The organism is Afipia felis ATCC 53690, assembly GCF_000314735.2.
Lineage (GTDB): Bacteria > Pseudomonadota > Alphaproteobacteria > Rhizobiales > Xanthobacteraceae > Afipia > Afipia felis.
The window spans coordinates 1,103,485-1,129,271 of record NZ_KB375270.1 but is presented as its reverse complement, the minus strand read 5'-3'; the positions used below and the strand labels follow the sequence as shown (position 1 = coordinate 1,129,271).

Sequence of the window (25,787 nt, the reverse complement as noted above, 5' to 3'; positions counted from 1 at the left end):
GCTATATTTAGGGAATTGAAGGCGGCTTGCGCAAGGGCAGCCCATGCCGGGGGCGGTTTTCCTTGATCCTGAGGCATTTCCCTGCCACATGCTCGCGATCATGACCGACACTGCCATTGCCGCCGATTCTGCGTCTCCGCTTGCCCATGAAGTCGAGCGCCGACGCACTTTCGCGATCATCTCCCACCCTGACGCGGGCAAGACCACGCTGACCGAAAAGCTGCTGCTGTTCGGCGGCGCGATCAATCTTGCCGGGCAGGTCAAGGCCAAGGGCGAGCGGCGTTCCACGCGCTCCGACTGGATGAAGATCGAGCGCGATCGCGGCATTTCCGTCGTCACCTCGGTGATGACGTTCGAATTCGACAATCTCGTTTTCAATCTGCTCGATACGCCGGGCCACGAGGATTTCTCCGAGGACACTTACCGCACGCTCACCGCCGTCGACTCCGCGGTGATGGTGATCGACGCCGCCAAGGGCATCGAGGACCGTACGCGGAAATTGTTCGAGGTCTGCCGTCTGCGCGACATTCCGATCATCACCTTCATCAACAAGATGGATCGCGAGAGTCGCGATCCGTTCGATCTGCTGGACGAGATCGAGAAAACGCTCGCGCTCGACACCACGCCGATGACATGGCCGGTGGGCCGTGGTCGCGACTTCCTCGGCACCTACGACATCGCAACCGGCGGCGTGCGCCTGCTGGAAGGCGGCGGCGCGAAGACAGGGGAGGCCGAGCAGATCGAGATCAGGGAGCTTGCCGGACGCAACCCCAACCTCGATGCTGATGCGATCAGCGAAGAACTCGCGCTGGTGACCGAAGCCTGTAAGCCGTTCGATCTGGAGTCGTTCCGCGAAGGCCATCTCACGCCGGTGTTCTTCGGCTCGGCGCTGCGCAATTTTGGCGTTGGCGATCTGCTCGAAGGGCTCGGGCGCTATGCGCCGCCGCCGCGTGCGCAGGAATCGAATACACGCAAGGTCGAGGCCTCGGAGCCGAAGATGAGTGCGTTCGTCTTCAAGATCCAGGCGAACATGGATCCGAACCACCGCGACCGCATCGCCTTCGCACGGCTGTGCTCGGGCAAGCTGACGCGCGGCATGAAGTCGAAACTGGTGCGGACCGGCAAGAATATGACGCTGTCGGCGCCGCAGTTCTTCTTCGCGCAGGACCGCGCCATCGCCGACGAAGCGTTCGCGGGCGACGTGGTCGGTATTCCGAACCACGGCACGTTGCGGATCGGCGATACGCTGACGGAAGGCGAGGACATCCAGTTCGTCGGCGTTCCATCATTTGCGCCGGAAATCCTGCGCCGCGTCCGCCTCGGCGATGCGATGAAGGCCAAGAAGCTGAAGGAAGCCTTACAGCAGATGTCGGAAGAGGGCGTCGTGCAGGTGTTTCGCCCGCGCGACGGTTCGCCCGCGATGGTCGGCGTCGTCGGCCAGTTGCAGCTCGACGTGCTGAAGGCGCGACTAGATGCAGAATATTCGCTGCCGGTCGATTTCGAGATCAGCGAATTCCAGTTGGCGCGCTGGTTCACGGCGGAAGACCGCAAGACATTCGACACCTTCGTCAACGCCAACGGCTCCAGCATCGCTGAGGATGTCGACGGCGATCTGGTGTTTCTCGCCAAGAACGAATTCTATCTCGGCTACACCCGCGAACGCTCGCCCGGCATCACCTTCATGAGCGTCAAGGATGTGAAGAAGGCCGGCAAGGGCGACTAGGCGTTTCAAATCGAGATACGCCTGCATGCCGGGCTGTGAGGGCGCGGCCGTCAGGTGCATTGCGCGTTGCACCATAAAAATGCTACCCGACGCCATCGATCCGATGGGGTGCTCTCATGGGTTTTGCGCTTCTGATTTTGGGGCTTGTGCTTTTTCTGGGCGTGCACGTGCTGACGACACGCCGTGATTTGCGTGCCTCGCTGGTCGCGCGGCTCGGCGAGGGTGGCTACAAGGCAGTCTACAGCGTCGTGGCGATCATCGGTATCGCGCTCGCGGCCAAGGGATTCAGCGTCTATCGCGCCACGGAATGGGTCGATATCTGGTACCCGCCCAAGGCGATGCGCCATCTGACCCTGGCCTTGATGCTGCCTGCGGTCATTTTGGTCGTGGCGTCCTATATCCGCGGTCGCATCTTCGTGAAGCTGAAGCACCCGATGCTGGCAGGCGTGAAGCTGTGGGCGCTCGCGCATCTGCTCGCGAACGGCGATCTCGGCTCAATCATCCTGTTCGGCTCGGTGCTGGCGTGGGCGGTGTATGACCGCATTTCGCTGAAGCATCGCACTGACAGCGGCGCTCCGCCGATTCCGGTCGGCGGCATCGGCAACGATCTCATCGCGGTCGCGGTCGGGGTTGTAGCCTATCTTGCGCTCGCATTTGCCTTCCACCCGCTGGTGATTGGCGTTCCTGTCGTTGGAGTCTGACCATGTCTGTTCAAACCGCAGCCAAGCGCAAAACTGCGCCCGAGATTTTCGCGCGCAAGGGCGGCGAGCCGGTCGTGATGCTGACCTCGTATCACGCGCACACCGCTGCGCTGGTCGATAAATATTGCGACATCATTCTCGTCGGCGATTCACTCGGCAACGTGATGCATGGTTTCGAGACGACCGTGCCGGTCACGCTCGAGATGATGATCCTGCAGGGCCATGCGGTGATGCGCGGCTCGAAACAGGCGATGGTGGTGGTCGACATGCCGTTCGGCTCCTATGAGGCCTCGAAGGAGCAGGCATTTCATTCCGCCGCGCGCGTGCTGAAGGAAACCGGCTGCGGCGGCATCAAGGTTGAAGGCGGGCAGCGGATGGCGGAGACCATCGAATTTCTCGTCAACCGCGGCATTCCGGTGATGGGCCATGTCGGCCTCACGCCCCAGTCGATCAACACGCTCGGCTCGTTCCGGGCGCGCGGGCGCGATGAAGCCGACTCGGCGATGATTCTGGAAGACGCCAAGGCAGTGTCCGAGGCGGGCGCGTTCTCGATCGTCGTCGAGGCCGTGGCCGAACCGCTCGGCCGCAAGATCACCGAGAATGTCGCGGCGCCGACCATCGGCATCGGCGCGAGCGCGGCTTGCGACGGTCAGGTGCTGGTGCTGGAGGACATGCTCGGCCTGTCGCCGTGGGCGCCGAAGTTCGTGAAGCGCTATGGCGACCTCGGGCCGGGCATCGAGAAGGCGATTCAGGACTACGCCAGCGAGGTTCGCTCCCGCGCGTTTCCGGGCCCCGAGCACGTCTACAACCTGAAGCCAAAGGTCGCCAAATAGCCATTTTCTGGCCTTTATCGGTTCTGGGCGTCGGAGACGGCGGTTAACGCTTTGATCCGCCTCGCTTTGCCTTGTGGCCGCCACAGCGTTACTGTATCGGCTTGCATCATCGCAGGGGACTGGCGCCATAGAGCGTCGCGACGATCGGCGGGGTTTTCTTAAGTGTCTGAACTATTTAATGAAATTGACGAGGATCTGCGTCGCGAACAGCTTAAGAAGCTGTGGGACCGCTATTCGCTGCATTTCATCGCGCTCATCGTCCTGATCGTCGTCGGCGTCGGCGGTTGGCGCGCCTACCAATATTTCGAGAATCAGAAGGCGGAAGCAGCCGGAAAAGCCTTCGAGGCTGCGGTGGCGCTGACCGATCCCGCGCAGGCGCAGGCGGCTTTCGACAAGATCGCGAGCAGCAATGCGCAGGGTTATAGCGCTCTGGCGCGACTGCATGCGGCGGCGGAAGCAGCCAAGCAGGATTCCAAAAAAGGTGTCGCCGCTTTCGATGCGATTGCCAATGACAGCAACACCACAGCATCCATCCGCGAAATCGCGCGCTTGCGTGCGGCGAGCCTGATGCTCGACACCGCGCCTTATGACGATATCGAGAAGCGCCTGTCGGACGAAGCGTCCGGCACTCACACGTTCCGTCACTCCGCGCGCGAATTGCTGGCACTGTCGGCCTGGCGGGCCAAGAACAACGACGCTGCGCGCCGCTGGCTCGACATGATCGGCGACGATCCGCAAAGCCCGGCGACGCTGCGCAGACGGGCGGAAGCCTTGCTCGCGCTGCTGCCTCCGGCCGCGAAAAGCTAAGCCCATGCCGGTCCGTTCGCCCAGACGCTCCCTTTCCCGCGCAGTCACCGGTGCCATGCTGGTGGCCACCGCCTGCGTGCTGTCGGGTTGTGGCGGCGCGATGAACAGTTTCGATCCCACCGATATGCTGAACTTCCTCGATCAGAAGAAGCCATTGCCGGGCGCCCGCAAGCCGGTGTTTCCGGAAGGCGTGCCGGGCGTCGAACAGGGCGTGCCGAAGGAGCTTTACAAGGGGGCACCGCAGGACGATCTTGCTGCGACGGCTCCTGTCGCTCCCGGCGGTGCGCCTGCCGGGGCAGCGCAGCACAACGGAGCGCCGGTCGCCGCCGAAGCGTCCCCTGAACCGAAGCCCAAGAAACGGGTGCACACCGCCAAGCGGAGGAGCATCACCGCGCCGCCGCCGGACGAAGCACCTGCCGCGGCTCCGCCGCCGCAACAACAGCAGCAACCGGCTGCCGCTCCGGCTCAGGAGCAACCATTGTCCTCATTCCCTGCACCGTTGCCGAGCGGCAGCTTCTCGCATTAAATCCGCCGCACGCGGCATCCGGCATATGACCGCGTAAAGGGCGGGCGGGATCGATCATGTCCTTCACCATTGCGATCATCGGCCGCCCCAACGTCGGCAAATCGACGTTGTTCAACCGGCTGGTCGGGCAGAAGCTCGCGCTTGTCGATGACCAGCCCGGCGTTACGCGTGATCGTCGCGAAGGGCTCGGCCGTCTTGGTGATCTCGAATTCACCATCATCGATACCGCAGGCCTCGATTCAGGGCCGCGTGGCTCGCTGACCGCACGGATGCAGGAGCAGACGGAGACGGCGATTGCCGCCGCCGATGCGCTGATGTTTGTGATCGACGCGCGCGCGGGCCTCACGCCGAACGACCGCGCTTTTGCCGACTTCGCGCGCCGCGCCAACAAGCCGGTGCTGCTACTCGCGAACAAGAGCGAGGGCAAGCACGGCGAGAGCGGCATCGCGGAATCCTATGCACTTGGCCTAGGCGAGCCGATCGGCATTTCCGCCGAGCATGGCGAGGGTCTGAGCGATCTTTACGATGCCTTGAAAGATTTGATGCCGGAGCCCGTCGATGATGAGGCGGATGAAGACGACATCGGTGATGAGGACGATATTGATCCTACGCGCCCGATCCGCGTCGCTGTGCTCGGTCGTCCCAATGCGGGCAAATCGACACTCATCAATCATCTCCTCGGCGAGGAGCGGCTGCTGACAAGCCCGGAAGCCGGCACCACGCGCGACTCCATCGCGGTGGATGTCGAATGGAAGGGGCGCAAGCTGCGGGTGTTCGACACAGCGGGGCTTCGCCGCCGTTCGCGCATCGACGACAAGCTGGAGAAGCTGTCCGTTTCGGATGCGCTGCGCGCCGTACGCTTCGCTGAGGTCGTGGTGCTGGTGATGGACGCGCAGAACCGCTTCGAGGAGCAGGATCTGCGGCTCGCTGATCTCGTCGAGCGCGAAGGCCGCGCCCTCGTGCTCGCCGTTAATAAATGGGATTTGATGGAGCGCGCGCCGAGCGCAATCGGCAAGCTGCGCGAAAGCGCCGACCATCTGCTGCCGCAGGTGCGCGGTGCGCCAGTGGTGGCGGTGTCGGGCCTGATGGGCGAGGGCATCGACCGCCTGATCGGTGCGATCGAGAAGGCCTACGCCACCTGGAATAAGCGGATCCCGACCAGCGCGCTCAACCGCTGGTTCGAGCAGGCCACCAGAAACAATCCGCCGCCCGCCGTTTCGGGGCGCAGGCTGAAGCTGAATTACGTGACGCAGACCAAGGCGCGGCCGCCGAGCTTTGTGGTGTTCTGCTCGCGCGCCGATGCGGTGCCGCAATCCTATTTGCGCTATCTCACGAACACCCTGCGCGAGGCATTCGACCTGCCGGGCACTCCAGTGCGCATCACTCTGCGCGAGAAGGCCAATCCTTTCGCGCACAAAGCGAAGCGGAAGTCGTAAGTTTCTGAAAACTCTGCGGGTCAGACCGGTGACCGGAAACTCATCAGCGAGCGGGTGCGGTAGTCGTAGACTTTGCCCGTCTCGTTCCAGTCCGGCATGCACATCGGCAGGATGTATTCGGCGGCCTGCTCGGGCGTGTCGAGGATCATCGGGTCTTCGCCCGGCATGACGGAGGCGCGCATGCGGGTGCGGATCGGTCCCGGATTGAACAGATTGACGCGGATCGTGCTGGTCGCCGTCTCGTGCGCCCACACCCGCGCGAGCGCTTCCAGCCCCGCCTTAGAGGCGGCATAGGGCCCGCGATAGGCGCTGGCCTTGGAGGCGGTGCCGGATGTGACGAACACCGCGCGCCCTGCGTCCGAATGGATCAGCAGTGGCTCCATACAGCGGATCAACTGGAAGTTCGCGGTGAGGTTGACGCCGATCGCGTCCATCCACGGCTTGAGGTCAATATGACCGAGCGGCGAGGACGGACCCGCGACGCCGGCATTGCCAATCAGGATGTCGAGCTTGCCGTGGCGTTCGTTCAATGCCGCCCCGAGCCGCGCCACGCCGTCGTAATCAGTGACGTCCAGCGGCACCAGCGTCGTGCTGCCGCCCTCGCTGCGGATTTCGTCGTCGAGTTCTTCCAGGCCGCCCTGGGTCCTCGCCACGGCGATGACATGCGCACCGGCACGGGCCAAGGCTCGCGCCGTCGCGTGGCCGATGCCGCGGGACGCGCCGGTGACGAGAGCGATACGGGAAGCGAGGGGTTTGGTCATCGAGCGCCTGTCGGGATCGAAGCCCGCGGGGTGCAGGGCTATTTTCGTTGCAGAGGTTTTACAGACGCCGGTGGCCGGGACAAGTCCGGCGTGACGCGGAGGGGTGGGGGCGAAGGCGATGGGTATGCTAGAAGGCGGACATGATCCCCGAACGCCCTTTATGGCGGCCGATGCAGCCTGCCGATCTGCCCGCCGTCAACGCGCTGGCCGCGCTTATCCATCCCGCTTTTCCGGAGGATGAAGCGGTCTTCGCGGAACGATTGCGGCTCTATCCGCAAGGCTGCCGGGTTCTCGTACAGAACGGGAAGGTCGCGGCTTATGTCGTCAGCCATCCGTGGGTCGATCGCGCACCGCCAGCGCTGAACGCGCTGCTCGGCGAATTGCCGGCCCGACCCTCGACCTATTATCTCCATGACATCGCGCTGTTGTCGGACGTGCGGGGCAGCGGCGCCGCCGCCGAAATGGTGGTGTCGCTGGTTGAGCAGGCGCGTCTTGAGCGCCTGCCGTCGTTGTCGCTGATTGCGGTCAATGGTTCGGCTGGGTTCTGGCAACGGCAGGGATTTGCGGCGGTGCCGGATGGTCCGCCTGCCGAGAAGCTGCACAGCTATGGTGCGGATGCGCAATTCATGATGCGACGGCTTTAAGCCGAACCGGTCGCTCTCCGGGATTCCAATTCAATGCGCTTAGCTTGCTTCCGCCAGCAGCGAGAGCTGATGCTGCGGCTGCTCGACCTGAGTCTGGTCGGTGAGGAGAGTCGGATAATCGCCGGTGAAGCAATGATCCGAGAATTTCGGATTGGCCGGGTCACGACCCGGCTCGCCGACTGCGCGGTACATGCCATCGATCGACAGGAAGGCAAGTGAATCCGCGCCAATGATGTCGCGCATTTCTTCCAGCGAGTGCGTCGCTGCGAGCAGGCCGCCGCGATCCGGCAGGTCGATACCGTAATAGTCCGGATGCACGATCGGTGGCGAGGCGAGGCGGAAATGCACTTCCTTGGCGCCTGCATCGCGCATCATGCGCACGATTTTCCTGGAGGTGGTACCGCGTACCAGCGAGTCATCGATCAGGATGATGCGCTTGCCTTCGATCGCGGCGCGGTTAGGCGCATGTTTCATGCGCACACCGAGTTCGCGTACGCTCTGCGTCGGCTGGATGAAGGTGCGGCCGACATAATGGTTGCGGATGATGCCGAGTTCGAACGGTACACCCGATTCTTGGCTGTAGCCGATGGCGGCGGGCACACCGGAATCCGGCACAGGCACGACCACGTCCACATCGACGTGGCTTTCACGGGCGAGCTGCGCGCCGAAGCCCTTGCGCACTTCGTAAACGGAGCGCCCGCCGACAATGGAATCCGGGCGGGCGAAATAGATGTATTCGAAGATGCAGGGGCGCGGTGGCTGCGGCGGGAAAGGTTTATGAATCTCGGTGCCCTTTTCGTCGAACACGATGACTTCACCGGGCTCGATGTCGCGGACATATTTCGCGCCAATGATGTCGAGCGCGCAGGTCTCAGAGGCGAGGATCGGGCAGCCGTCGAGTTCGCCGAGCACCAGCGGACGGATACCGAGCGGATCGCGCGCGCCGATCAGCTTCTTGTTGGTGAGCGCCACCAGCGCGTAGGCGCCTTCGATGGCACGCAACGCTTCGATGTAGCGCTCGATGAAGCGGGTACGCTTGGAATGGGCGACGAGGTGAAGGACCACCTCGGTGTCGGTGGTCGATTGCATCATGGCGCCCTGGCGAACCAGTTCGCGGCGCAACGACAGGCCATTGGTGAGGTTGCCGTTATGCGCGATGGCGAAACCGCCGGCGTTGAGCTCGGCGAACAGCGGCTGCACATTGCGCAGAATGGTTTCGCCGGTGGTGGAATAGCGGACATGGCCGACGGCGTTGTCGCCGGGCAGGCGGGCGATGACATCGCCGCGGGAGAAAGTATCGCCGACGAGGCCGAGACGGCGTTCGGAATGGAAGCGGCTGCCGTCGAAGGAGACGATGCCGGCTGCTTCCTGACCACGATGCTGGAGAGCGTGAAGTCCGAGGGCGGTGATGGCAGCGGCTTCAGGGTGACCGTAGATTCCGAAGACGCCGCATTCTTCCCGTAGCGTATCGCCTTCGCCGTGCAGATCGATATCGCGCTGGTCGCGTTCGCCCGTGGCGGCTGCACTACCGGAGAAGTTGCTCATCGTTTCACCAAGCCTCCGCGACATTGAGACGATATCTAGCTGAAACCACCGCCCGATTCCCAAGCATCATAGCCTACAGTTAACGTCCTGCTGCTTTGCCATCGATCAGCGACTTCATGCCGTCACGCTCCGACTTGGCATAGCCGCCGGGGTCCGACGGGTTTTCCGTCCGGTTGTCCGGAGCGGAATCGGCCGGCTCGTCTTCCGGCTTGGTTTTCTTGAACCGTTTTAAGATGGTGTTTTCAGGGTCGTCCGGCAAGAGCGACATCAGCCAATCGCCGGTTCCTTGCAGCACAACACGTGATTTTGCGCCGCGAACCCAGTCAGGCTGCTGCTTCTCGGGGACCAGCCATGCAAAAAACAGGAAGGCGACGACCATGATCAGCAGGCCACGGGCGAGGCCGAACAGGAAGCCGAGGGTGCGATCCAACGCACCGATTCGCGAATCCAGGATCATGTCGGAGATGCGCACCGTGACGATCGACACCACGATCAGCGTGACGATGAAGATGCCGGCGACGACGGCGATGGTCGCGAGCGTGTCGCTGGCGATGTAGGTCTTCGCGGTCGGAAGCAGCTTTTGATAGGCATAAAGGGTCGTAAGCGCTGCCGCGCCCCAGGCCGTGATCGACAGCACCTCGCGCACGAAACCGCGGATCATCGCAAGCAGGCCGGAGAGCAGAAGGACGGCGAGGACGATGATATCGAGCAGTGTAATCGGCATCGGAAAGGCTGTTCCGGTTATGGCGGCGACCCCGAATCGTAGGGCTCGCCGGATTTCAGCAGACGGCGTAGCGGCGTGGCCCGCAAGCCATGCGGGCGTTGTATAACCAGCCAATTTTCAGGCGTCACGCGATGCGGACCCGTAGAGGTGTCAAATCGGGAACTTGAGGTGAATTTTTCCCCGCCTGTGGCTTTTCAAACCATCTGTGTGGCGCCGTTCGGCGGTCGATATTTCAAATTTTACCTGTTGGTCTATCCCTGAGCGGCGGGCCGTAAACGCTTCTCGCTGCGCGCCGCGATTTCCGCCACCAGCGAGGTCAGAGAATTGACGCTGTTCAGGCTCAGCCCGACATCGCCCGTGCCTGCATCGCCACGCGCGGTGTCCGGCAGCACCGCACGAGCGAAACCGAGCTTGGCTGCTTCCTTCAGCCGCGCGGAAGATTGCGCGACTGGCCGTACCGCGCCGGACAGCGAGATTTCTCCGAAATAGACGGCGTCGACCGGCAGCGGGGCATTCGCAAGCGAGGAGACGAGCGCGGCGGCGGCGGCAAGGTCAGCGGCGGGTTCCTGAATGCGCAAACCGCCGGCGACGTTGAGGTAGACGTCGTGCCCCGAAAGCTTGATGCCGCAATGGGCTTCCAGCACGGCCAGCACCATCGACAGCCTGCTCGGGTCCCAGCCGACGACGGCGCGGCGGGGCGTGCCGAGCGAGGTCGGCGCGACAAGCGCCTGCAATTCCACCAGCACCGGGCGTGTGCCCTCGATGCCGGCGAACACGGCCGTTCCCGGGCTGCCGAGATCGCGTTCGGAGAGAAACAGTTCGGATGGGTTCGTGACCTCGCGCAGACCAAGCCCGGTCATCTCGAAGACGCCGATCTCGTCGGTCGGACCGAAACGGTTCTTCACGGAGCGCAGGATGCGAAACTGCTGGGAGCCTTCGCCCTCGAACGACAGCACGGCATCGACCATGTGCTCGACGACGCGCGGTCCCGCGATCTGGCCGTCCTTGGTGACGTGGCCAACAAGAATGAGGGCCGCACCGGATTTCTTGGCGAAGCGAATGAGGGCCTGCGCGGACGCGCGGACCTGCGTCACCGTGCCGGGTGCGGATTCCACCGTGTCGGTCCACATCGTCTGGATGGAGTCGATGACGACGAGTCGGGGAGGTGTGCCTTCCGAAAGGGTTGCAATGATATCTTCAACCGAAGTCTCTGCCGCGAGTTGAACCGCCGCGTCAGCCAGACCGAGTCGCGCGGCGCGCAACCGAACCTGTGCGACGGCTTCCTCGCCGGAGATGTAGACGGCGCGATGGCCGGCGCGCGCGAGCAGGCTGGTGGCCTGCGTGAGCAGCGTCGATTTGCCGATGCCGGGATCGCCGCCGACCAAGAGGACCGAGCCGCGCACGAAACCGCCGCCAGTGACGCGATCGAGTTCCGCCATTCCGGAAGGCAAGCGCGGGGCTTGTTGGGACTCACCCGTCAGCGATTCCAATGTGAACAGGCGGCCCTTGCGCTTGGGGCGGCTGCTCGCGGGCATCGCGGTGGCCGCAATCGAATCCTCTTCGGAGAGCGTGTTCCACTCGCCGCAGCCTTCGCATTTACCCTGCCATTTGTTGTAGGCCGAGCCGCAGTTTTGGCAGACGAAAGAGGGGGCGTGTTTGGCCATCGGGCACCCGCGAACAAATATGTTCTATCTTTGTTCTTATTCGGGTTAAAAAGTCAACCCGTCGCCGGCCGCGTTTGCCTTAGGTAGGGGACTTTTCCGAAATTGTATTTTCCGAAGCCGCCCTCTCTGGGGTCGTCTTGGAGTCGGGGATGACATTGCCCCGATAGTCGCGCGCGTAGCGGCGGCCGAGGCTGGTCAGCACCTCATAGCCGATGGTACCGAAATGGTGCCCGAGTTCGTCGACGGTCACTCCGTCACCGATCAGAGTGATGAAGTGGCCGCGGCGGACCGTGCCGTGCGGCAGGTCGGTGATGTCGATCGCCATCAGGTCCATCGAGATACGTCCCACGATCGGGCAACGCTGTCCCGCCACGACGGCCTGTGCGCTGCGAGTGCCTTCGATGCCGCTTGCAGCACGGAAATAGCCGTCGGCGTATCCGGTGCTGACGATGGCGAGCCTTGTCGGGCGCTTGGCGTGCCACAACGCGCCGTAGCCGACTGTCTCGCCTTTGGGCACGTTGCGAATCTGGGCGATGCGGACCTTGAGGCCCACCACCGGCTGCATCGGGTTGTCGGCTTCCGGTGTTGGGTTGACGCCATACAGCGCCGCACCTGGTCTCACCATGTCCATGTGGAAATGGGAGCCGAGAAAGATGCCGGACGAATTCGTTAGCGAGGCGGTGACGCCGCTGAATTCGGACGCGACGGACCGGAAGGCTGCGAGTTGTCGCCCGTTCATCGCGTTGGTCATGTCTTCGGCGCAGGCGAGATGGCTCATCACCAGTGCGATGCCGTGATCGGCCTGCCGGATGCGCGGCGTTAGTCCGCGCGCCTCGTCCACGGTCAGACCGAGGCGGTTCATGCCGGTGTCGACATGGAGCGCGGCAAGGCCGGTCCAGCCGCGGGTGCGGCGGAATGCATCCCATTCCGCAAGCTCATTGAGATCACCGATCACCGGCCGACAATCGATCTTCGCAAAATCGTCTCCGCAATTGGCGAAGAATCCGTCCAGCACGTAGATTGCGGCCTTCGGCGCAGCCTCGCGCGCGAGCTTCGCCTCGTCGAGAGTTGCGACGAAGAACGTCTTGCAGCCGATGCTGGCGAGCTTGCGCGTCACGGGCACGATCCCGCAGCCATACGCGTCGGCCTTGACCACGGCGGAGCACTCCGCAGGCACGGCACGGCTTTCCAATGCCTTCCAGTTGGTGGCGAGCGCGTCGAGATCGACGGTCAGCACGCCGGTTGCTCCCTGCAGCGTGTGGGAATCGATCTGGACCGAGGTATCGGGAAAAGGTGTCATGAAAGGACGCGGCTGGAGGCTGAGATCAGCCTCTCATATCACGCTTCCCGTGCCAAAGATCAAATGTGCGCCGGCAGGTGATCGTCTTCGGCGAGATCTGCGAAACGGGTCACGTTGGATTCGAACGCCAGCTTGATGGTGCCGGTAGGTCCGTGACGCTGCTTGCCGATGATGACCTCGGCCTTGCCGTGGACCAGCGACATGTCCAGTTGCCACTTTTCATGTTCCGGCGTGCCGACCTTCGGCTCCTTGCTTTGCAGGTAGTATTCCTCGCGGAACACGAACAGCACCACGTCGGCGTCCTGCTCGATCGAGCCGGATTCGCGAAGGTCGGCGAGTTGCGGGCGCTTGTCGTCGCGGGCTTCGACCTGACGCGACAACTGCGACAGCGCGATGATCGGGACGTTCAGTTCCTTCGCCAGCGCCTTCAGGCTGGTGGTGATCTCGGTGATTTCCTGCACGCGGTTGTCGGAGCGCTTGCCCGAACCCGACAGGAGCTGGATGTAGTCGATGATGAGAAGGTCGAGACCCTTCTGCCGCTTCAGCCGCCGCGCGCGCGCCATCAATTGCGCGATCGACAGGCCGCCGGTGTCGTCGACATGGAAGGGCAGGTGCTGCATTTCGATGGCATGATCGCGGATTTTCTCGAAATCTCTTTCAGTGATGCCGCCGCGGCGGATCAAACTCGACGAGATGCCGGTGCGTTCGGACAGAATACGGGTGGCGAGCTGCTCGGCCGACATTTCCAGCGAGAAGAAGCCGATCACGCCGCCATTGACGGTTTTCGTTGTGCCGTCAGGCTGTAGTTCGCCCTGGTAAGAACGTGCGACGTTGTAAGCGATGTTGGTGGCGAGCGCGGTCTTTCCCATCGCCGGACGTCCGGCAAGAATGATGAGGTCGGAGGGTTGCAGCCCGCCCATCTTGCTGTCCATGTCGCGCAGGCCGGAGGCAAGACCGGAGAGATTGCCATCGCGCGCATAGGCTGCCGCGGCCATGTCGATGGCGACTGTCAGCGCCTGTCCGAATTTCTGGAAGCCTCCGTCATACTGGCCTTGCTCCGCAAGTTCGTAGAGGCGTCGCTCGGCATCCTCGATCTGCGCGCGCGGGGCGAAATCGACCGGCGCGTCGTAGGCGACATTGACCATGTCCTCGCCGATGCGGATCAGGTCGCGGCGCTGCGAGAGGTCGTAGATCGTCCGCCCATAATCCTGGGCGTTGATGATGGTGGTGGCTTCCGCAGCGAGGCGGGCGAGATACTGGCTGACCGTGATACCGCCGAGATCGATATCGGCGGGCAGGAAGGTTTTCAGCGTCACCGGTGTCGCGACCTTGCCCGCGCGGATCAGGCTTGCCGCCGTCTCGAAAATCTCCTGATGGATCGGTTCGAAGAAGTGTTTCGGTTCGAGAAAGTCCGAGACGCGGTAGAACGCATCGTTGTTCACGAGGATCGCGCCGAGCAGACTCTGTTCCGCCTCGATGTTGTGGGGCGCGGTACGGTAGGCCTGTGCGCCGGCTTCGGGCGCGAGCTTGACGATGTTCGAGTCGGAAACGGCCATGACGTTCAGATGCGCTTTCAAATCGGAAAAGGCGGGCGCTCATCAAGCACCCCGGCTGTCAGTGTTCAAAGCAGGATGTCAGCTTATACACACGCCACCCACAACCTGATCGTCACGCAGCATAAAGACAACGATTCGTGTTGATCTTTTGTTATTCCCCGGCCTGTTGCAGGGGCTGCGTGTGTGCGGTTTCCAATTCTCGCAGCCGCTGTTCCTCTCGCGCGATGTAGTCGCGTGTGATGGGAACCACGCCCTGCCGTTTGCTGAGCTGAATCTGGAACACCATCATGTTCTGCTTGCGGAAACTCATCTCCGAGCAGGCGAGGTAGAAGCGCCACATCCGTACGAAACGCTCATCATAAATTCTGGCGGCTTCCTCCGCCCGAGCGAGAAACCGTTCATGCCAGGCCTTCAGCGTCTCGGCATAGTGCAGGCGGAGGATTTCGATGTCGTCGACCAGAAGACCGGCCCGCTCGATCGTCGGCAGCACTTCCGATAGAGCAGGAATATAGCCGCCGGGGAAAATATACTTCGCGATCCAGGGGTTGGTAATGTCGGGTCCCTCGGAACGGCCGATGGCATGCAGCACCATCACACCATCGTCCTTGAGCAGCTCGGCGCAGCGGTTGAAGTAGGTCTGGTAGTGATCGATGCCGACATGCTCGAACATGCCTACTGACACGATCCGGTCGAACGGGCCGGGCACCTTGCGGTAGTCTTCAAGCAGGAATTTCGCGCGTTGCGACAGTCCCTTCGCCTTGGCGCGCTGGTTCGACATCTCGAACTGCTCGTTCGAAAGCGTGACGCCGGTGACGAGACCGCCCGCGATCTCCGCGATGTAAAGGCCAAGCCCGCCCCAGCCGGAGCCGATGTCGAGCACACGCTGGTCGGGCTTCACCAGCAGTTTGGCGGTGACGTGCCGTCGCTTCGCGAGTTGGGCTTCCTCGAGCGACATGTCCGGCCGCTCGAAATAGGCGCAACTATATTGGCGGTCGGAGTCGAGGAAGAGCGAGTAGATCCGGCTGTCGAGATCGTAGTGGCTCTGGATGCGACGCTTCGCCAGCCCCATCGGATTGAACTGGTGCCAGCGGCGGACCAGAAAGCGTTGCAGATGATGGAGTTTGGCCCAGCCGGGCAGGTCATAGGGCTGGGCGAGAGCCACGGCGAGGACGTCGGTGATCGAACCCTGTTCGATCACGAGTTCGCCATCCATGTAGATTTCGCCGAAGGCCATCTCGGGGTCGAGCAGCAACCGGCGTTGAGCCGAGGGGGTGGTAAAACGGACCGTGACCGGGGTGCCGGTCCCGTCGCCACAGGTAAAAGACTGTCCGTCCGCGGTGATGAAAGTGATTGAACCGTAGCGGAAAAACCGGCGGAGAACGGATTTCAGCAAAAAGCTCATGGGCGGCGGCCTGAGGTAATGTGCTATTCCTGTTAAACGAGCCCCACGGTCCGAAGTTTCACTCCTCTTGGCCTCGCCTTCAAGCCCGAATAGCGGGCAGGAGAGGCTATGCCCTGTCGCTGCAATCTTACTTAGAGTGTTGCATTCTCAGCGTTTCCATTCCGCGGATTATCCGCTAAGGACTTGTCTTACGATCATTTGAACTCCCGGCAGGGCCGTTGCCGGTCGAGCAGTTTCTGGAGATCACGATGTCGAGGCGAACGCTTAGTCTGGCGGCGGCGGTGCTTTGGATGAGCGCTGCCGGTCCGGCAGCGGCGCAGAATCTGGAGGCCGGTAAGACCCCGGCCCAAATCTTCGCCGCGACGTGTGCCGTCTGTCACAAGAGCCCGCACGGGCTGCTGAAGAGCGTCGCTCCCGGATCGCTCCCGGGCTTCCTGCGCCAGCATTATACGACCAGCGTCGACATGGCGGGCGCGATGAGCGCCTACGTCCTGTCGAACGGTGCGGCGAACAGGCGGGCGGGCGACGACCTCACGCGCGAGGGACGAGAATCCCGGACGTTGCCGAAGCGTCGCGAGCCGGAGGACAGGCAGGAGCGGCATATCGGAGCCGAGAGGCCCGTGCGCGGTCATGTGGCCAAGCCGAAGGAAGAAGGCGCGTCCGAGGCCGACGTCAAAAAACCAAAGATTGACAAGCGCAAGCCGAAGAATGCTCCGGCAAAGGATGAGCCGAAAGATACGTCCAGGCCGAAGTCCGACGAGCCGAAGCCGGAGGCACCCGCCGAGAGCAGTAAGCCTGCCGCCGCACCGGAGAAACCGGCCGAGCCGGTAGCGCAGCCCGACGCCAAACCTGCCGCGTCCGACAACGCGCCCGTGAAGAAGCCGGAGGAGGACAAGCCTGCGTCCTCCAACATGCCGGTCTTCAACATCGAGCCCAAAACGGAAGCAAAGCCGGACTCGAAGCCTGCGGAGGCTCCGGCCGCGCCTGCGCCGGACAAGGCACCGCAATAAACGCTTCAGGCGAAAGCCGTTTGCATCAGAAGGGCTGTGGATGCTGCATCCGCAGCCCTTTTTTTGGCGTGCTACACGCCGGTCCTTTTTCAAACCACATAAAAAATCCGGCCCGTTTCCGGGCCGGATTGATCGCGATTGCGGTGGAATGAAGCTTACTGCTCGTTCGGAGCCGCTTCCTCGCCGTGGTCCTGCGCTTCCGGATCGAAGAACTCGCCGGCCGCAGCGATCGCTTCCGCTGCCGCATCCTGATCTTCCTGACGGGTGCTGATGTCTTCGCCACGGTTGATACGCTCGGCTTCCGCCTCGCTGCGGGCCACGGTGGCGGTCACATGAATCTCGACCTCGGGGTGAACGGCGATCGTGATCTTGTGCTGGCCGATAGTCTTGATCGGATGCTCGAGCAGAACCTGCTGGCGGCTGAGCGAAACGCCGTCGGCTGCCAGCGCCGCCATGATGTCGCGCACCGAAACCGAACCAAAGAGCTGGCCGCTCTCGGACGCCTGGCGGATGACGATGACGTTGCGGCCCTCGATCTTCTCGGCGACCTTGGAGGCTTCACCCTTGGCGGCGATGTTCTTCGCCTCGAGGTCAGCCTTCATGCCTTCATACTTTGCGCGGTTGTCCGCGGTCGCGCGCAGCGCCTTGTGGCGCTTGAGCAGGAAGTTGCGGGCGTAGCCGTTTTTGACGTTCACGATGTCGCCCATTTGGCCAAGCTTGGCGACGCGTTCGAGCAGAATGACTTCCATGATGTTCTCCTTGGAAAGGCTGATAGAGGAATCTCTTGAGGTGAAGGTTGAAGTTCAGTTGGGGTCGGGCAGGCCGTCCTGCTTTCGCCAGTAGCGTCGGCGGATGCCGAAGGCCGCGTCGGCGAGGCCGAGTACGACGGCGCCCGCAAGCGGCCAGCCGATGAAGAGGGTAAGGGCGTAGATCCCGCTCAGCATGAAGGAGCGCCCGGCCATGGCCTGGGTCACGGTGTGCAGGACCGCAAAGCCGGTCATGCCATAGGCGAGCAGCAGCGAGGCGCTGACGATCTTGGCGACCAGCGCGGTCAGCCCGCCGAAGAAGCTGAATACGAGCGCGATGGCGAGCGCAGCGAGCACCGGCTGCGGCATCTCGGTGGTGCGCAGATCCGGCCATGGACGCTTCAGAAGCTGGGAAGTCTGCGCGATCTTGGCGGCGAGCCACAGATTGAGCGTCAGGGTCAGCATCGCCACCAGTGCCGCCGCGCCAGGTGCGATCGACACCAGCGCCTCGATGACGGGGTCGGGGGTCGCATTATTGGCGGTCCCGCTCTGGTTTGCGACGGTGGACAGATGCGTCAGGCTTTTGCGCATCACCGCGGTGATCGTATCGACGTCGGTACCAAGAGTAAGAAGCGCGCCGGCGGTGGTGAGACTCGCGAAACCTGCGGTCCAGACGAGGATGCGGCCGACTGGGTACCAGTCGAGTGTGGACGGAGATGCGTCGTTATCGGAAGCACGTGCGAGCAGCGCGAGATGGCCGAGCCAAAGTGCGGGCAGGGCGACCATGACGCCATAGGCCAGCATGTACATCGGCCCGAAGATGGCACCGAGGCCGAGCACCGCGGCCACGCCGCCGATGGCCGCGATCCGCGATCCCCAGCCGAGCGCGACCACCATCAACGGCAGTGGTGCGAGATAGAACAGCGCAAGCGACAGCACCGCGCCCGACGCAATCGAGGCGAACATCGTGGCCGACGCAAGCGCGGCCGCCAGTGCAATGAAAATCGTTGCCATCATCAGCTGTCCCGCCCCCTTCGAGCGGTTAGAGGCCGTTTGCCCCAACCATCCACGACCGCTGTCGCTGCCGTGTTATGAAAAATCGCTTCTTGTGAAGCGCGGAGTTTGCTCCTCATCCCGTGGGATGAGGAGCGGAATCGTTCGCCTTAGCGGATCACGTAAGGCAGCAGGCCCAGGAACCGCGAGCGCTTGATGGCGCGGGCGAGTTCACGCTGCTTCTTTGCCGACACGGCAGTGATGCGGCTCGGCACGATCTTGCCGCGCTCGGACACGTAACGCATCAGCAGCTTGGAATCCTTGAAGTCGATCTTCGGCGCGTTCGGACCCGTGAACGGGCAGGTCTTGCGACGGCGGAAGAACGGGCGGCGTGCACCAGCGTCAGCCATGTGTCTTACTCCTCTACCGATGCGGTTGCTTCGTCGTCACGCGAACGGCGCGGGCCGCGCTCGGAGCGGAAACCGCCATCGCGGTCGCCACCACGGCCGCCAAAGCCGCCGCCACGGTCGTCGCGTTCGCGATCGCGGTCGGCCTTGCGCATCATTGCGGAAGGGCCTTCCTCGAGCTCGTCGACACGCACGGTCAGATAACGGATGATGTCTTCGTTGATGCGCTCCTGACGCTCGATCTCGGAAACGATCGCAGCCGGGCCATCGATGTTCAGCAGCACGAAGTGAGCCTTGCGGTTCTTGTTCATGCGGTAGGTGAGCGAACGCACGCCCCAGTTTTCGGTCTTGGCAACCTTGCCGCCGAGACCTTCGATCACGCCGGTGATCTGGGTGGTGAATTCTTCGACCTGTTGGGCGCTCGCGTCTTGGCGCGCGAGGAAAACATGCTCGTAAAGAGGCATGGGAGTCCTTTCCAGTGTTAGCGCGGTTCCTGGCGGCAAGCCCTTCGAGACCTTCGGAAAGGACCTCGATATTGCTCAGAAGGCGGAAGCACGGGACGACGGACCAACTGGCCCTGTCGCATCAACCCAATTTCGTTTTCAGAAATGAAGATTGCTGAGACCGTCCGTTCAGCTCCCGGCCGGGATCCACGGATGCGCGCTTTATAGGCGATTTGCGGCCATTGGCAAGGTGATTTGAGCCGGTTTTGGCTCGAAAATCGAGGCATTTAAGGGCTTCTTTGACAGAAACGGACCCCAAAAACGGGGATTTGTCAGCCGTTCCGTGTCGTCAGCTTGACATCTTATGGCTTGGCGGTGTCTTACCACCCGACTTGGGGAGGCCATTCATGACGGCAGCATTTACATTTCCGGGACAGGGTTCACAGGCCGTCGGCATGGGCAAAGCGCTCGCCGAAGCTTTCCCGGCCGCGCGCGCGGTGTTCGACGAGGTCGATTCGGCACTTGGCGAAAAACTCAGCACCGTCATCTGGGAGGGCCCCGCGGAGGCGCTCCAGCTCACCGAGAACACCCAGCCCGCGTTGATGGCGATGTCGCTGGCGACCCTGCGGGTGCTGGAGACGGAGGCAGGCATCGATCTCGCGCGTGATGCTGCGTTCGTTGCTGGCCATTCGCTGGGCGAGTATTCGGCGCTGGCGGCGGCGGGGAGCCTCTCGATTGCGGATACGGCGCGGCTGTTGCGGATTCGCGGCACCGCGATGCAGAAGGCGACGCCGGTCGGCGTCGGCGCGATGGCGGCGTTGCTCGGGCTTGATTACGAGACCGCTGTGGCGGTGGCGAACGAAGCCGCGCAGGGGCAGGTCTGTCAGGCCGCCAACGACAATGGCGGCGGTCAGGTCGTGGTGTCGGGCGATAAGGCTGCGGTCGAGCGCGCGGTGGAAATCGCTAAGGCGAAGGGTGCCAAGCGCGCCATGCTGTTGCAGGTGTCCGCGCCGTTCCATTGCCGCCTGATGCAGCCGGCGGCCGACGCGATGGCCGAAGCGCTTGCGAAGGTTACGGTCAACAAGCCGGTGGTGCCGGTCGTCTCCAACGTGCTGGCCGCGCCGATCACCGATCCGGATGAAATCCGGAAGCGGCTGGTGGAGCAGGTCACCGGCACGGTGCGCTGGCGCGAAAGCGTGGCTTATATGGCTGCTCATGGCGTCACGCATTTTCTCGAGATCGGTTCCGGCAAGGTGCTTACGGGCCTCGTGAAGCGCATTGCAGACGGTGCCGTCGGCGTGGCGGTCGGCGGTCCCGGCGACATTGCTGCCGCGAAGGATGCGATCGCCGCTGCGCGAGGGTGATTTCAGGGAGAATTCGAATGTTCGATTTGACAGGCAAGACCGCGCTCGTCACCGGCGCGACCGGCGGCATCGGAAACGCAATTGCCAAGGCGCTGCACAAGCAGGGTGCAACGGTCGCGATCTCGGGTACCCGGCGCGAAGTGCTCGATGCGCTTGCCGGTGAATTGAAGGAGCGTGTTCACGTCCTGCCGTGCAATCTGTCCGACAAGGATGAGGTCGAGGCACTGGTGCCTGCGTCCGAGAAAGCTATGGGGCAACTCGATATCCTGGTCGCCAACGCGGGCATCACCAAGGACAACCTGTTCGTGCAGTTACGCGATGAGGACTGGGATCAGGTGATCGACGTCAATCTCACTGCGACGTTTCGTCTGGCGCGTGCGGCGACCAAATTGATGATGCGCAAGCGCTTCGGCCGCATCATCGGCATCACCTCCGTGGTCGGTGTCACCGGCAATGCGGGGCAGGTCAATTACGTGTCATCGAAAGCTGGCTTGATCGGCATGATGAAGTCGATTGCCCAGGAATATGCACGGCGCAACGTGACGGCGAACTGCATCGCACCCGGTTTTATTGCGACTGCGATGACGGATGCGCTCAACGACAAGCAGAAGGAAGGCATCCTCGCCAAGGTTCCGGCGGGACGGCTCGGTTCGCCCGACGACATCGCGGCCGCAGCCGTCTATCTGGCCTCCAACGAGGCGGCCTACGTCACCGGCCAGACTATCCACGTCAATGGTGGAATGGCAATGATTTGAGTGCCTTAGGGAGTGCTTAAAGCCGTTTTGTGACGGTTTGGCGCGAGCTCCCGGCTTGGCCAAGACCCCCGACCTGTGCTATTCGAAGGTCATCTCGTTGCGCGATTTCCGGTCGCATGGGGGAAAATTTTCGACCGGGCAGACTTCAGGATCGGGGCGGGGATTCGCTGCAAAACGGCTTACTGTTTTGGAGCGGGCGCGCAAGGGAAGAACGTCGTTGCAGGAAATCAAAACCCTGTATATTCCCGGAGCGCCATCTGTTGAGGTTCGCAGGGGACTGACGGTCTGCGGGTACGTGGATCGAACTGGGCGGACGGCATAGAGTTTTAGAAGGTCAACACCGGCTCGTATCGTTTTACGATCGGGTTAAACGAAGCAAACACGAGGTTGAAAACGATGAGTGAGATTGGCGAGCGCGTGAAGAAGATCGTTGTGGAGCACCTCGGTGTCGAACCGGAGAAAGTGGTGGACTCGGCGAGCTTCATCGACGATCTCGGCGCCGACAGCCTCGACACGGTCGAACTGGTGATGGCTTTCGAAGAAGAATTCGGTTGCGAGATTCCGGACGACGCGGCGGAGACCATCCTCACGGTTGGCGACGCCACCAAGTTCCTTGAAAAGAACGCGAAGAGCTAAGCTCCTTCTGCGGTAGCTGATGTCGGCGGGTTGTTGTGCGCAACGGCCCGCCGTCTTTCTGTTTGGCACATCGGAGCATCTGACATGAGGCGAGTGGTCGTCACCGGCCTCGGCATGGTTTCGCCGCTGGGCGGCGGCGTGGAGCCGACCTGGAAACGTATCCTCAACGGCGAAAGCGGCGCACGGAAGATCGAGCATTTCGATGTGTCCGACCTGACTAGTCAGATTGCCTGCATCGTGCCGCGCGGCGACGGCACCAACGGCACCTTCAATCCCGATCTGTGGATGGAGCCGAAGGAGCAGCGCAAGGTCGACGACTTCATCGTCTTCGCGATGGCGGCCGCATCCGAGGCACTCAACGATGCCGGCTGGCATCCGTCCACCGAAGAAGAACGCTGCGCGACCGGCACGCTGATCGGCTCCGGCATCGGCGGCATCGAGGGTATCGGCGAGACGGCAGTGCTGCTGCACGAGCGCGGCCCGCGTAAGGTCTCGCCCTTCTTCATTCCGGGACGCCTTATCAATCTGGCGTCCGGTTACGTCTCAATCCAGCACGGCCTCAAGGGACCGAACCATTCGGTCGTCACTGCTTGTTCGACCGGCGCGCACGCGATCGGCGATGCGTCACGCCTGATCGCGCTCGGCGATGCCGATGTAATGGTCGCGGGCGGTGCGGAATCGCCGGTCAATCGTCTGGCGATGGCGGGCTTCTGCGCGCTGCGCGCGATGTCTACGAAATTCAACGACAAGCCGACCGCCGCGTCGCGCCCCTATGATGTCGATCGCGACGGGTTCGTGATGGGCGAGGGCGCGGGCATTGTCGTGCTCGAGGAATACGAGCACGCCAAGAAGCGCGGCGCGAAAATCTACGCCGAAATCGTCGGCTATGGTCTGTCCGGCGATGCCTATCATATCACCGCACCGGCTTCCGACGGCGACGGCGCCTATCGCTGCATGAGTGCGGCGATGAAGCGCGCGGGCCTCCTGGCCTCCGATATCGACTACATCAACTCCCACGGCACCTCGACGCCGCTCGGGGACGAGATCGAACTGGGGGCGGTGCAGAAGTTGCTCGGCAATACGGCTTCGAAGGTGTCGATGTCGTCGACCAAATCCTCGATCGGTCATCTGCTCGGGGCCGCGGGAGCGGTGGAGGCGATCTTCTGCGTGCTGGCGCTGCGCGACAGTATCGCGCCTCCGACGCTGAATCTGGACAATCCGTCGATCGAGACGGCCATCGATCTTGTGCCGCACAAGGCCAAGTCGCGCGAGATCAATGTCGTCTTGTCGAACTCGTTCGGCTTTGGCGGTACCAATGCATCGTTGATCATGAAACGGGTCGTGAACTGATCCCTCGGCTTCACCGCCGGGGAAGTTTCGGTCATATTGCGAGCCCAAGTCTGTGCGAGAGATCGGGCCAGAACGGATTCGGATTTCGGACATGAGTCAAAGGCCACCCATCGAACCGCGCAGTCCGCGTGCGGCACTTGAGCCGCAGCAGGTTCCGCCTCCGAAGCGCTCCGACAGTGCGCGCAATCCGCTCGTGGTCGCAGGCAACGCCATCATCACAATCCTACTGGTGCTGATTCTCGGCGCAGGCGGGCTCTACGTCTACGGCAAGCAGATGCTGTCGGCGAAAGGGCCGTTGACCGAGGACAAGGTCGTCAATATTCCGCCGCGCGCGGGTATGACCGATATCGGCGATCTTCTGCTGCGCGAGGGCGTCACCAAGGCGGACCGGTGGAGCTTCATCGGCGGTGTGCTGGCACTCAACGCGCGCACCTCGCTGAAGTCGGGTGAATTCCTGTTTCGGAAAAACGCGAGTCTGTCCGACGTCATCGACACCATTGTCGAGGGCAAGGTGGTGCAGCATGCCTTCACCATTCCGGAAGGGCTGACGTCGGAGCAGATCGTTCAGCGGCTGCAGGACAACGACATCTTCACGGGCTCGCTGCGCGAGGTGCCGCGCGAAGGTACGTTGCTGCCGGACACCTACAAGTTTCCGCGCGGCACGCAGCGCGAGCAGGTGATCCAGCGCATGCAGCAGGCGCAGAAGCGGCTGCTCGGGGAGGTATGGGAGCATCGCAATCCCGATCTGCCGCTGCGCTCGCCGGAACAACTCGTGACGCTGGCTTCTATCGTTGAGAAGGAAACCGGCCGCGCCGACGAGCGCAGTCGCGTCGCCTCAGTATTCGTCAACCGGCTGCGCCAGAAGATCAAGCTGCAGTCCGACCCGACGATCATCTACGGCCTTGTCGGTGGCAAGGGCACGCTCGGACGACCGATCAAGCGCAGCGAAATCCAGCAGCCGACGCCGTACAACACCTACGTCATCGAAGGACTGCCGCCGGGACCGATCGCCAATCCGGGCCGCGCCTCGCTGGAGGCGACCGCGAACCCCGCACGCACGCGTGATCTCTATTTCGTCGCTGACGGTACCGGCGGGCATACGTTCACCGAGAGCTACAACGAGCATCAGAAGGCGGTTGCGAAACTGCGCTCGATCGAGCGGCAGCAGAACGACGCGGCTGAACCGGACGACGTACCGCCTCCGGTCGCGGTCCCGTCAGGCGCAACCGCTGAGCCTCCTGCCGCGCAGCCGGCGGCGCCCGCCAAGCGTGCTACGCCGAAGGCCTCACCGAAAGCGTCTCACGGCAAGCAGTCGGCTGCGCCCAAGGCGAACGATGCATGGGCGGGTGTGATCTCGGCGATGCCGCAGGGCCGCAAGCCTGCATCTCATACCAAGCCGGCTCCGCCGTCAGCCCACGCCGCGGCGGACGCGCCTTCCGCCACGCGCTAAATTCCCGAAAAATCTCAAGGGATGGGCGTCAAAACGGTCTGCACCATGACCCAATTCAGGGTATGGTCGCGGCGGTTCACGCCCAACGAATCCACCTGATCTGAACGGAGTTTTTCGACAATGGCGTTGTCGAGCATGACCGGCTTTTCGCGAAGCCACGGCACCAGCGGACTTTATACGTTCGAATGGGAATTGAAGTCGGTCAACGCCAAGGGTCTGGATCTGCGGGTGCGCTTGCCGCAGGGGTGGGACGATCTGGAAAGCATCGTGCGCAAGCGGGCCGGAGAGGCTTTGTCGCGCGGCACAGTCTACGCCAATCTCTCCGTCAAGCGTGCAGGATCTGCATCGGTCGCGCGGATCAACGAGGACATTCTCGCTTCGGTGCTCGAGGTCGCCCGCGAACTCGCGCTGAAAGCGGGCGCGATGCCGCCGACTGTTGATGGCCTGCTCGCGGTGAAGGGTGTGATCGATATCGTCGAGCCGGAAAGCGACGAGAGCGAAATTGCCGCCGCGAAGGCTGCCGCGGGAGCTGCGTTCGAAACGGCGTTGCAGGGTCTTGTCGAAATGCGCGTGCGCGAAGGCGCCTCGCTCGGCGAAATTCTCTCCCAGCGCGTCAATGACATTGAGATTCTTGCGGCAAAAGCCGAAGCCGCGCCGGGTCGCAAGCCCGAAGCGATCAAGGCGCGCCTCGCCGAGCAAATCGCAACGCTGCTCGATGCATCGGATCGTTTCGATTCCGACCGGCTTTCTCAGGAGGCGCTGCTGATCGCGACCAAGGCCGACATCCGCGAAGAACTCGACAGGATCGGATCTCATGTCGCGCAGGCGCGCGAACTGTTGTCGAAGGGCGGCCCGGTCGGTCGGCGACTCGATTTCCTGTCGCAGGAGTTCAACCGGGAAGTGAACACCACCTGTTCGAAGTCGAACGATATTGAATTGACCAATATCGGCCTCGAGATGAAGAACATCGTCGAGCAGTTCCGCGAACAGGTTCAGAATCTGGAGTGAAGG

26 protein-coding genes are annotated in these 25,787 nt (G+C 62.7%); 14 read left to right on the top strand and 12 right to left on the bottom strand.

What is annotated here, in order from left to right:
* Positions 1 to 100 precede the first annotated feature (100 nt).
* The 6 genes from HMPREF9697_RS05355 to der all read left to right on the top strand — a co-directional run bounded on the left by HMPREF9697_RS05355 (position 101) and on the right by der (position 6,026).
* Entirely contained in the window at positions 101 to 1,723 is a 1,623-nt protein-coding gene (locus HMPREF9697_RS05355; RefSeq protein ID WP_040308142.1) for a peptide chain release factor 3, read from the top strand.
* Between the two features lie 116 nt (positions 1,724 to 1,839).
* Positions 1,840 to 2,424, top strand: a complete 585-nt coding sequence (locus tag HMPREF9697_RS05350; RefSeq protein WP_002716145.1) for an NnrU family protein — start codon at positions 1,840 to 1,842, stop codon at positions 2,422 to 2,424.
* 2 nt (positions 2,425 to 2,426) lie between these two features.
* On the top strand, positions 2,427 to 3,257 hold the full coding sequence (gene panB / locus HMPREF9697_RS05345) for a 3-methyl-2-oxobutanoate hydroxymethyltransferase (protein ID WP_002716144.1): 831 nt from the start codon (positions 2,427 to 2,429) through the stop codon (positions 3,255 to 3,257).
* Between the two features lie 162 nt (positions 3,258 to 3,419).
* Positions 3,420 to 4,064: a tetratricopeptide repeat protein gene (locus tag HMPREF9697_RS05340; protein WP_002716143.1), complete on the top strand. Its 645-nt coding sequence runs from the start codon at positions 3,420 to 3,422 to the stop codon at positions 4,062 to 4,064.
* A gap of 55 nt (positions 4,065 to 4,119) precedes the next feature.
* Positions 4,120 to 4,590, top strand: a complete 471-nt coding sequence (locus HMPREF9697_RS05335; RefSeq protein WP_002716142.1) for a hypothetical protein — start codon at positions 4,120 to 4,122, stop codon at positions 4,588 to 4,590.
* Positions 4,591 to 4,646: 56 nt separating this feature from the next.
* A complete protein-coding gene (der, locus tag HMPREF9697_RS05330; RefSeq protein ID WP_002716141.1) occupies positions 4,647 to 6,026 on the top strand; it encodes a ribosome biogenesis GTPase Der in 1,380 nt (459 codons plus the stop codon).
* 20 nt (positions 6,027 to 6,046) lie between these two features.
* Here der and HMPREF9697_RS05325 read toward each other — a convergent pair whose 3' ends face one another.
* The gene (locus HMPREF9697_RS05325) at positions 6,047 to 6,787 is read right to left on the bottom strand and encodes an SDR family NAD(P)-dependent oxidoreductase (RefSeq protein WP_002716140.1); all 741 of its coding nucleotides are present in this window, start codon (positions 6,785 to 6,787) and stop codon (positions 6,047 to 6,049) included.
* A 140-nt stretch (positions 6,788 to 6,927) separates the two neighbouring features.
* On the opposite strand from HMPREF9697_RS05325, the gene HMPREF9697_RS05320 reads away from it, so the two are divergent.
* Complete coding sequence (locus HMPREF9697_RS05320) at positions 6,928 to 7,431, top strand: GNAT family N-acetyltransferase (RefSeq protein ID WP_002716139.1); 504 nt, start codon at positions 6,928 to 6,930, stop codon at positions 7,429 to 7,431.
* A gap of 39 nt (positions 7,432 to 7,470) precedes the next feature.
* On the opposite strand, the gene purF is transcribed toward HMPREF9697_RS05320, so the two are convergent.
* The 6 genes from purF to HMPREF9697_RS05290 all read right to left on the bottom strand — a co-directional run bounded on the left by purF (position 7,471) and on the right by HMPREF9697_RS05290 (position 15,622).
* Complete coding sequence (gene purF, locus HMPREF9697_RS05315) at positions 7,471 to 8,976, bottom strand: amidophosphoribosyltransferase (protein ID WP_002716138.1); 1,506 nt, start codon at positions 8,974 to 8,976, stop codon at positions 7,471 to 7,473.
* Between the two features lie 79 nt (positions 8,977 to 9,055).
* Complete coding sequence (locus HMPREF9697_RS05310; protein ID WP_002716137.1) at positions 9,056 to 9,700, bottom strand: CvpA family protein; 645 nt, start codon at positions 9,698 to 9,700, stop codon at positions 9,056 to 9,058.
* Positions 9,701 to 9,951: 251 nt separating this feature from the next.
* Positions 9,952 to 11,364, bottom strand: coding sequence for a DNA repair protein RadA (gene radA, locus HMPREF9697_RS05305; RefSeq protein ID WP_002716136.1), 1,413 nt, complete (start codon positions 11,362 to 11,364; stop codon positions 9,952 to 9,954).
* 79 nt (positions 11,365 to 11,443) lie between these two features.
* A complete protein-coding gene (gene alr, locus HMPREF9697_RS05300) occupies positions 11,444 to 12,664 on the bottom strand; it encodes an alanine racemase (protein WP_002716135.1) in 1,221 nt (406 codons plus the stop codon).
* Between the two features lie 59 nt (positions 12,665 to 12,723).
* Entirely contained in the window at positions 12,724 to 14,220 is a 1,497-nt protein-coding gene (locus HMPREF9697_RS05295) for a replicative DNA helicase (protein ID WP_002716134.1), read from the bottom strand.
* 151 nt (positions 14,221 to 14,371) lie between these two features.
* On the bottom strand, positions 14,372 to 15,622 hold the full coding sequence (locus HMPREF9697_RS05290) for a cyclopropane fatty acid synthase (RefSeq protein WP_002716133.1): 1,251 nt from the start codon (positions 15,620 to 15,622) through the stop codon (positions 14,372 to 14,374).
* Between the two features lie 248 nt (positions 15,623 to 15,870).
* Here HMPREF9697_RS05290 and HMPREF9697_RS05285 point away from each other — a divergent pair, with 248 nt between their 5' ends.
* A complete protein-coding gene (locus HMPREF9697_RS05285) occupies positions 15,871 to 16,632 on the top strand; it encodes a hypothetical protein (protein ID WP_002716132.1) in 762 nt (253 codons plus the stop codon).
* A gap of 155 nt (positions 16,633 to 16,787) precedes the next feature.
* Here HMPREF9697_RS05285 and rplI read toward each other — a convergent pair whose 3' ends face one another.
* From rplI to rpsF, 4 genes are all read right to left on the bottom strand, one after another.
* The gene (gene rplI / locus HMPREF9697_RS05280; protein WP_002716131.1) at positions 16,788 to 17,381 is read right to left on the bottom strand and encodes a 50S ribosomal protein L9; all 594 of its coding nucleotides are present in this window, start codon (positions 17,379 to 17,381) and stop codon (positions 16,788 to 16,790) included.
* Between the two features lie 54 nt (positions 17,382 to 17,435).
* A complete protein-coding gene (locus HMPREF9697_RS05275; RefSeq protein WP_002716130.1) occupies positions 17,436 to 18,395 on the bottom strand; it encodes a DUF2232 domain-containing protein in 960 nt (319 codons plus the stop codon).
* Positions 18,396 to 18,541: 146 nt separating this feature from the next.
* The gene (rpsR, locus tag HMPREF9697_RS05270; protein ID WP_002716129.1) at positions 18,542 to 18,781 is read right to left on the bottom strand and encodes a 30S ribosomal protein S18; all 240 of its coding nucleotides are present in this window, start codon (positions 18,779 to 18,781) and stop codon (positions 18,542 to 18,544) included.
* A 5-nt stretch (positions 18,782 to 18,786) separates the two neighbouring features.
* Positions 18,787 to 19,242: a 30S ribosomal protein S6 gene (gene rpsF / locus HMPREF9697_RS05265; RefSeq protein ID WP_002716128.1), complete on the bottom strand. Its 456-nt coding sequence runs from the start codon at positions 19,240 to 19,242 to the stop codon at positions 18,787 to 18,789.
* A 386-nt stretch (positions 19,243 to 19,628) separates the two neighbouring features.
* Here rpsF and fabD point away from each other — a divergent pair, with 386 nt between their 5' ends.
* The 5 genes from fabD to mltG all read left to right on the top strand — a co-directional run bounded on the left by fabD (position 19,629) and on the right by mltG (position 24,776).
* Positions 19,629 to 20,585 (top strand): ACP S-malonyltransferase, encoded by a 957-nt coding sequence (gene fabD / locus HMPREF9697_RS05260; RefSeq protein WP_002716127.1) that lies wholly within the window; start codon positions 19,629 to 19,631, stop codon positions 20,583 to 20,585.
* Positions 20,586 to 20,602: 17 nt separating this feature from the next.
* Positions 20,603 to 21,340 (top strand): 3-oxoacyl-[acyl-carrier-protein] reductase, encoded by a 738-nt coding sequence (gene fabG, locus HMPREF9697_RS05255; protein WP_002716126.1) that lies wholly within the window; start codon positions 20,603 to 20,605, stop codon positions 21,338 to 21,340.
* Positions 21,341 to 21,736: 396 nt separating this feature from the next.
* Entirely contained in the window at positions 21,737 to 21,976 is a 240-nt protein-coding gene (locus HMPREF9697_RS05250; RefSeq protein WP_002716125.1) for an acyl carrier protein, read from the top strand.
* An 84-nt stretch (positions 21,977 to 22,060) separates the two neighbouring features.
* A complete protein-coding gene (gene fabF / locus HMPREF9697_RS05245) occupies positions 22,061 to 23,326 on the top strand; it encodes a beta-ketoacyl-ACP synthase II (RefSeq protein WP_002716124.1) in 1,266 nt (421 codons plus the stop codon).
* Positions 23,327 to 23,417: 91 nt separating this feature from the next.
* Complete coding sequence (gene mltG / locus HMPREF9697_RS05240) at positions 23,418 to 24,776, top strand: endolytic transglycosylase MltG (protein WP_002716123.1); 1,359 nt, start codon at positions 23,418 to 23,420, stop codon at positions 24,774 to 24,776.
* A 14-nt stretch (positions 24,777 to 24,790) separates the two neighbouring features.
* Here mltG and HMPREF9697_RS21630 read toward each other — a convergent pair whose 3' ends face one another.
* Positions 24,791 to 24,913, bottom strand: a complete 123-nt coding sequence (locus HMPREF9697_RS21630; RefSeq protein WP_283804952.1) for a hypothetical protein — start codon at positions 24,911 to 24,913, stop codon at positions 24,791 to 24,793.
* Here HMPREF9697_RS21630 and HMPREF9697_RS05235 point away from each other — a divergent pair.
* On the top strand, positions 24,897 to 25,784 hold the full coding sequence (locus HMPREF9697_RS05235; RefSeq protein ID WP_002716122.1) for a YicC/YloC family endoribonuclease: 888 nt from the start codon (positions 24,897 to 24,899) through the stop codon (positions 25,782 to 25,784). The two genes, HMPREF9697_RS21630 and HMPREF9697_RS05235, sit on opposite strands and share 17 nt — an antisense overlap.
* Positions 25,785 to 25,787: the final 3 nt, after the last annotated feature.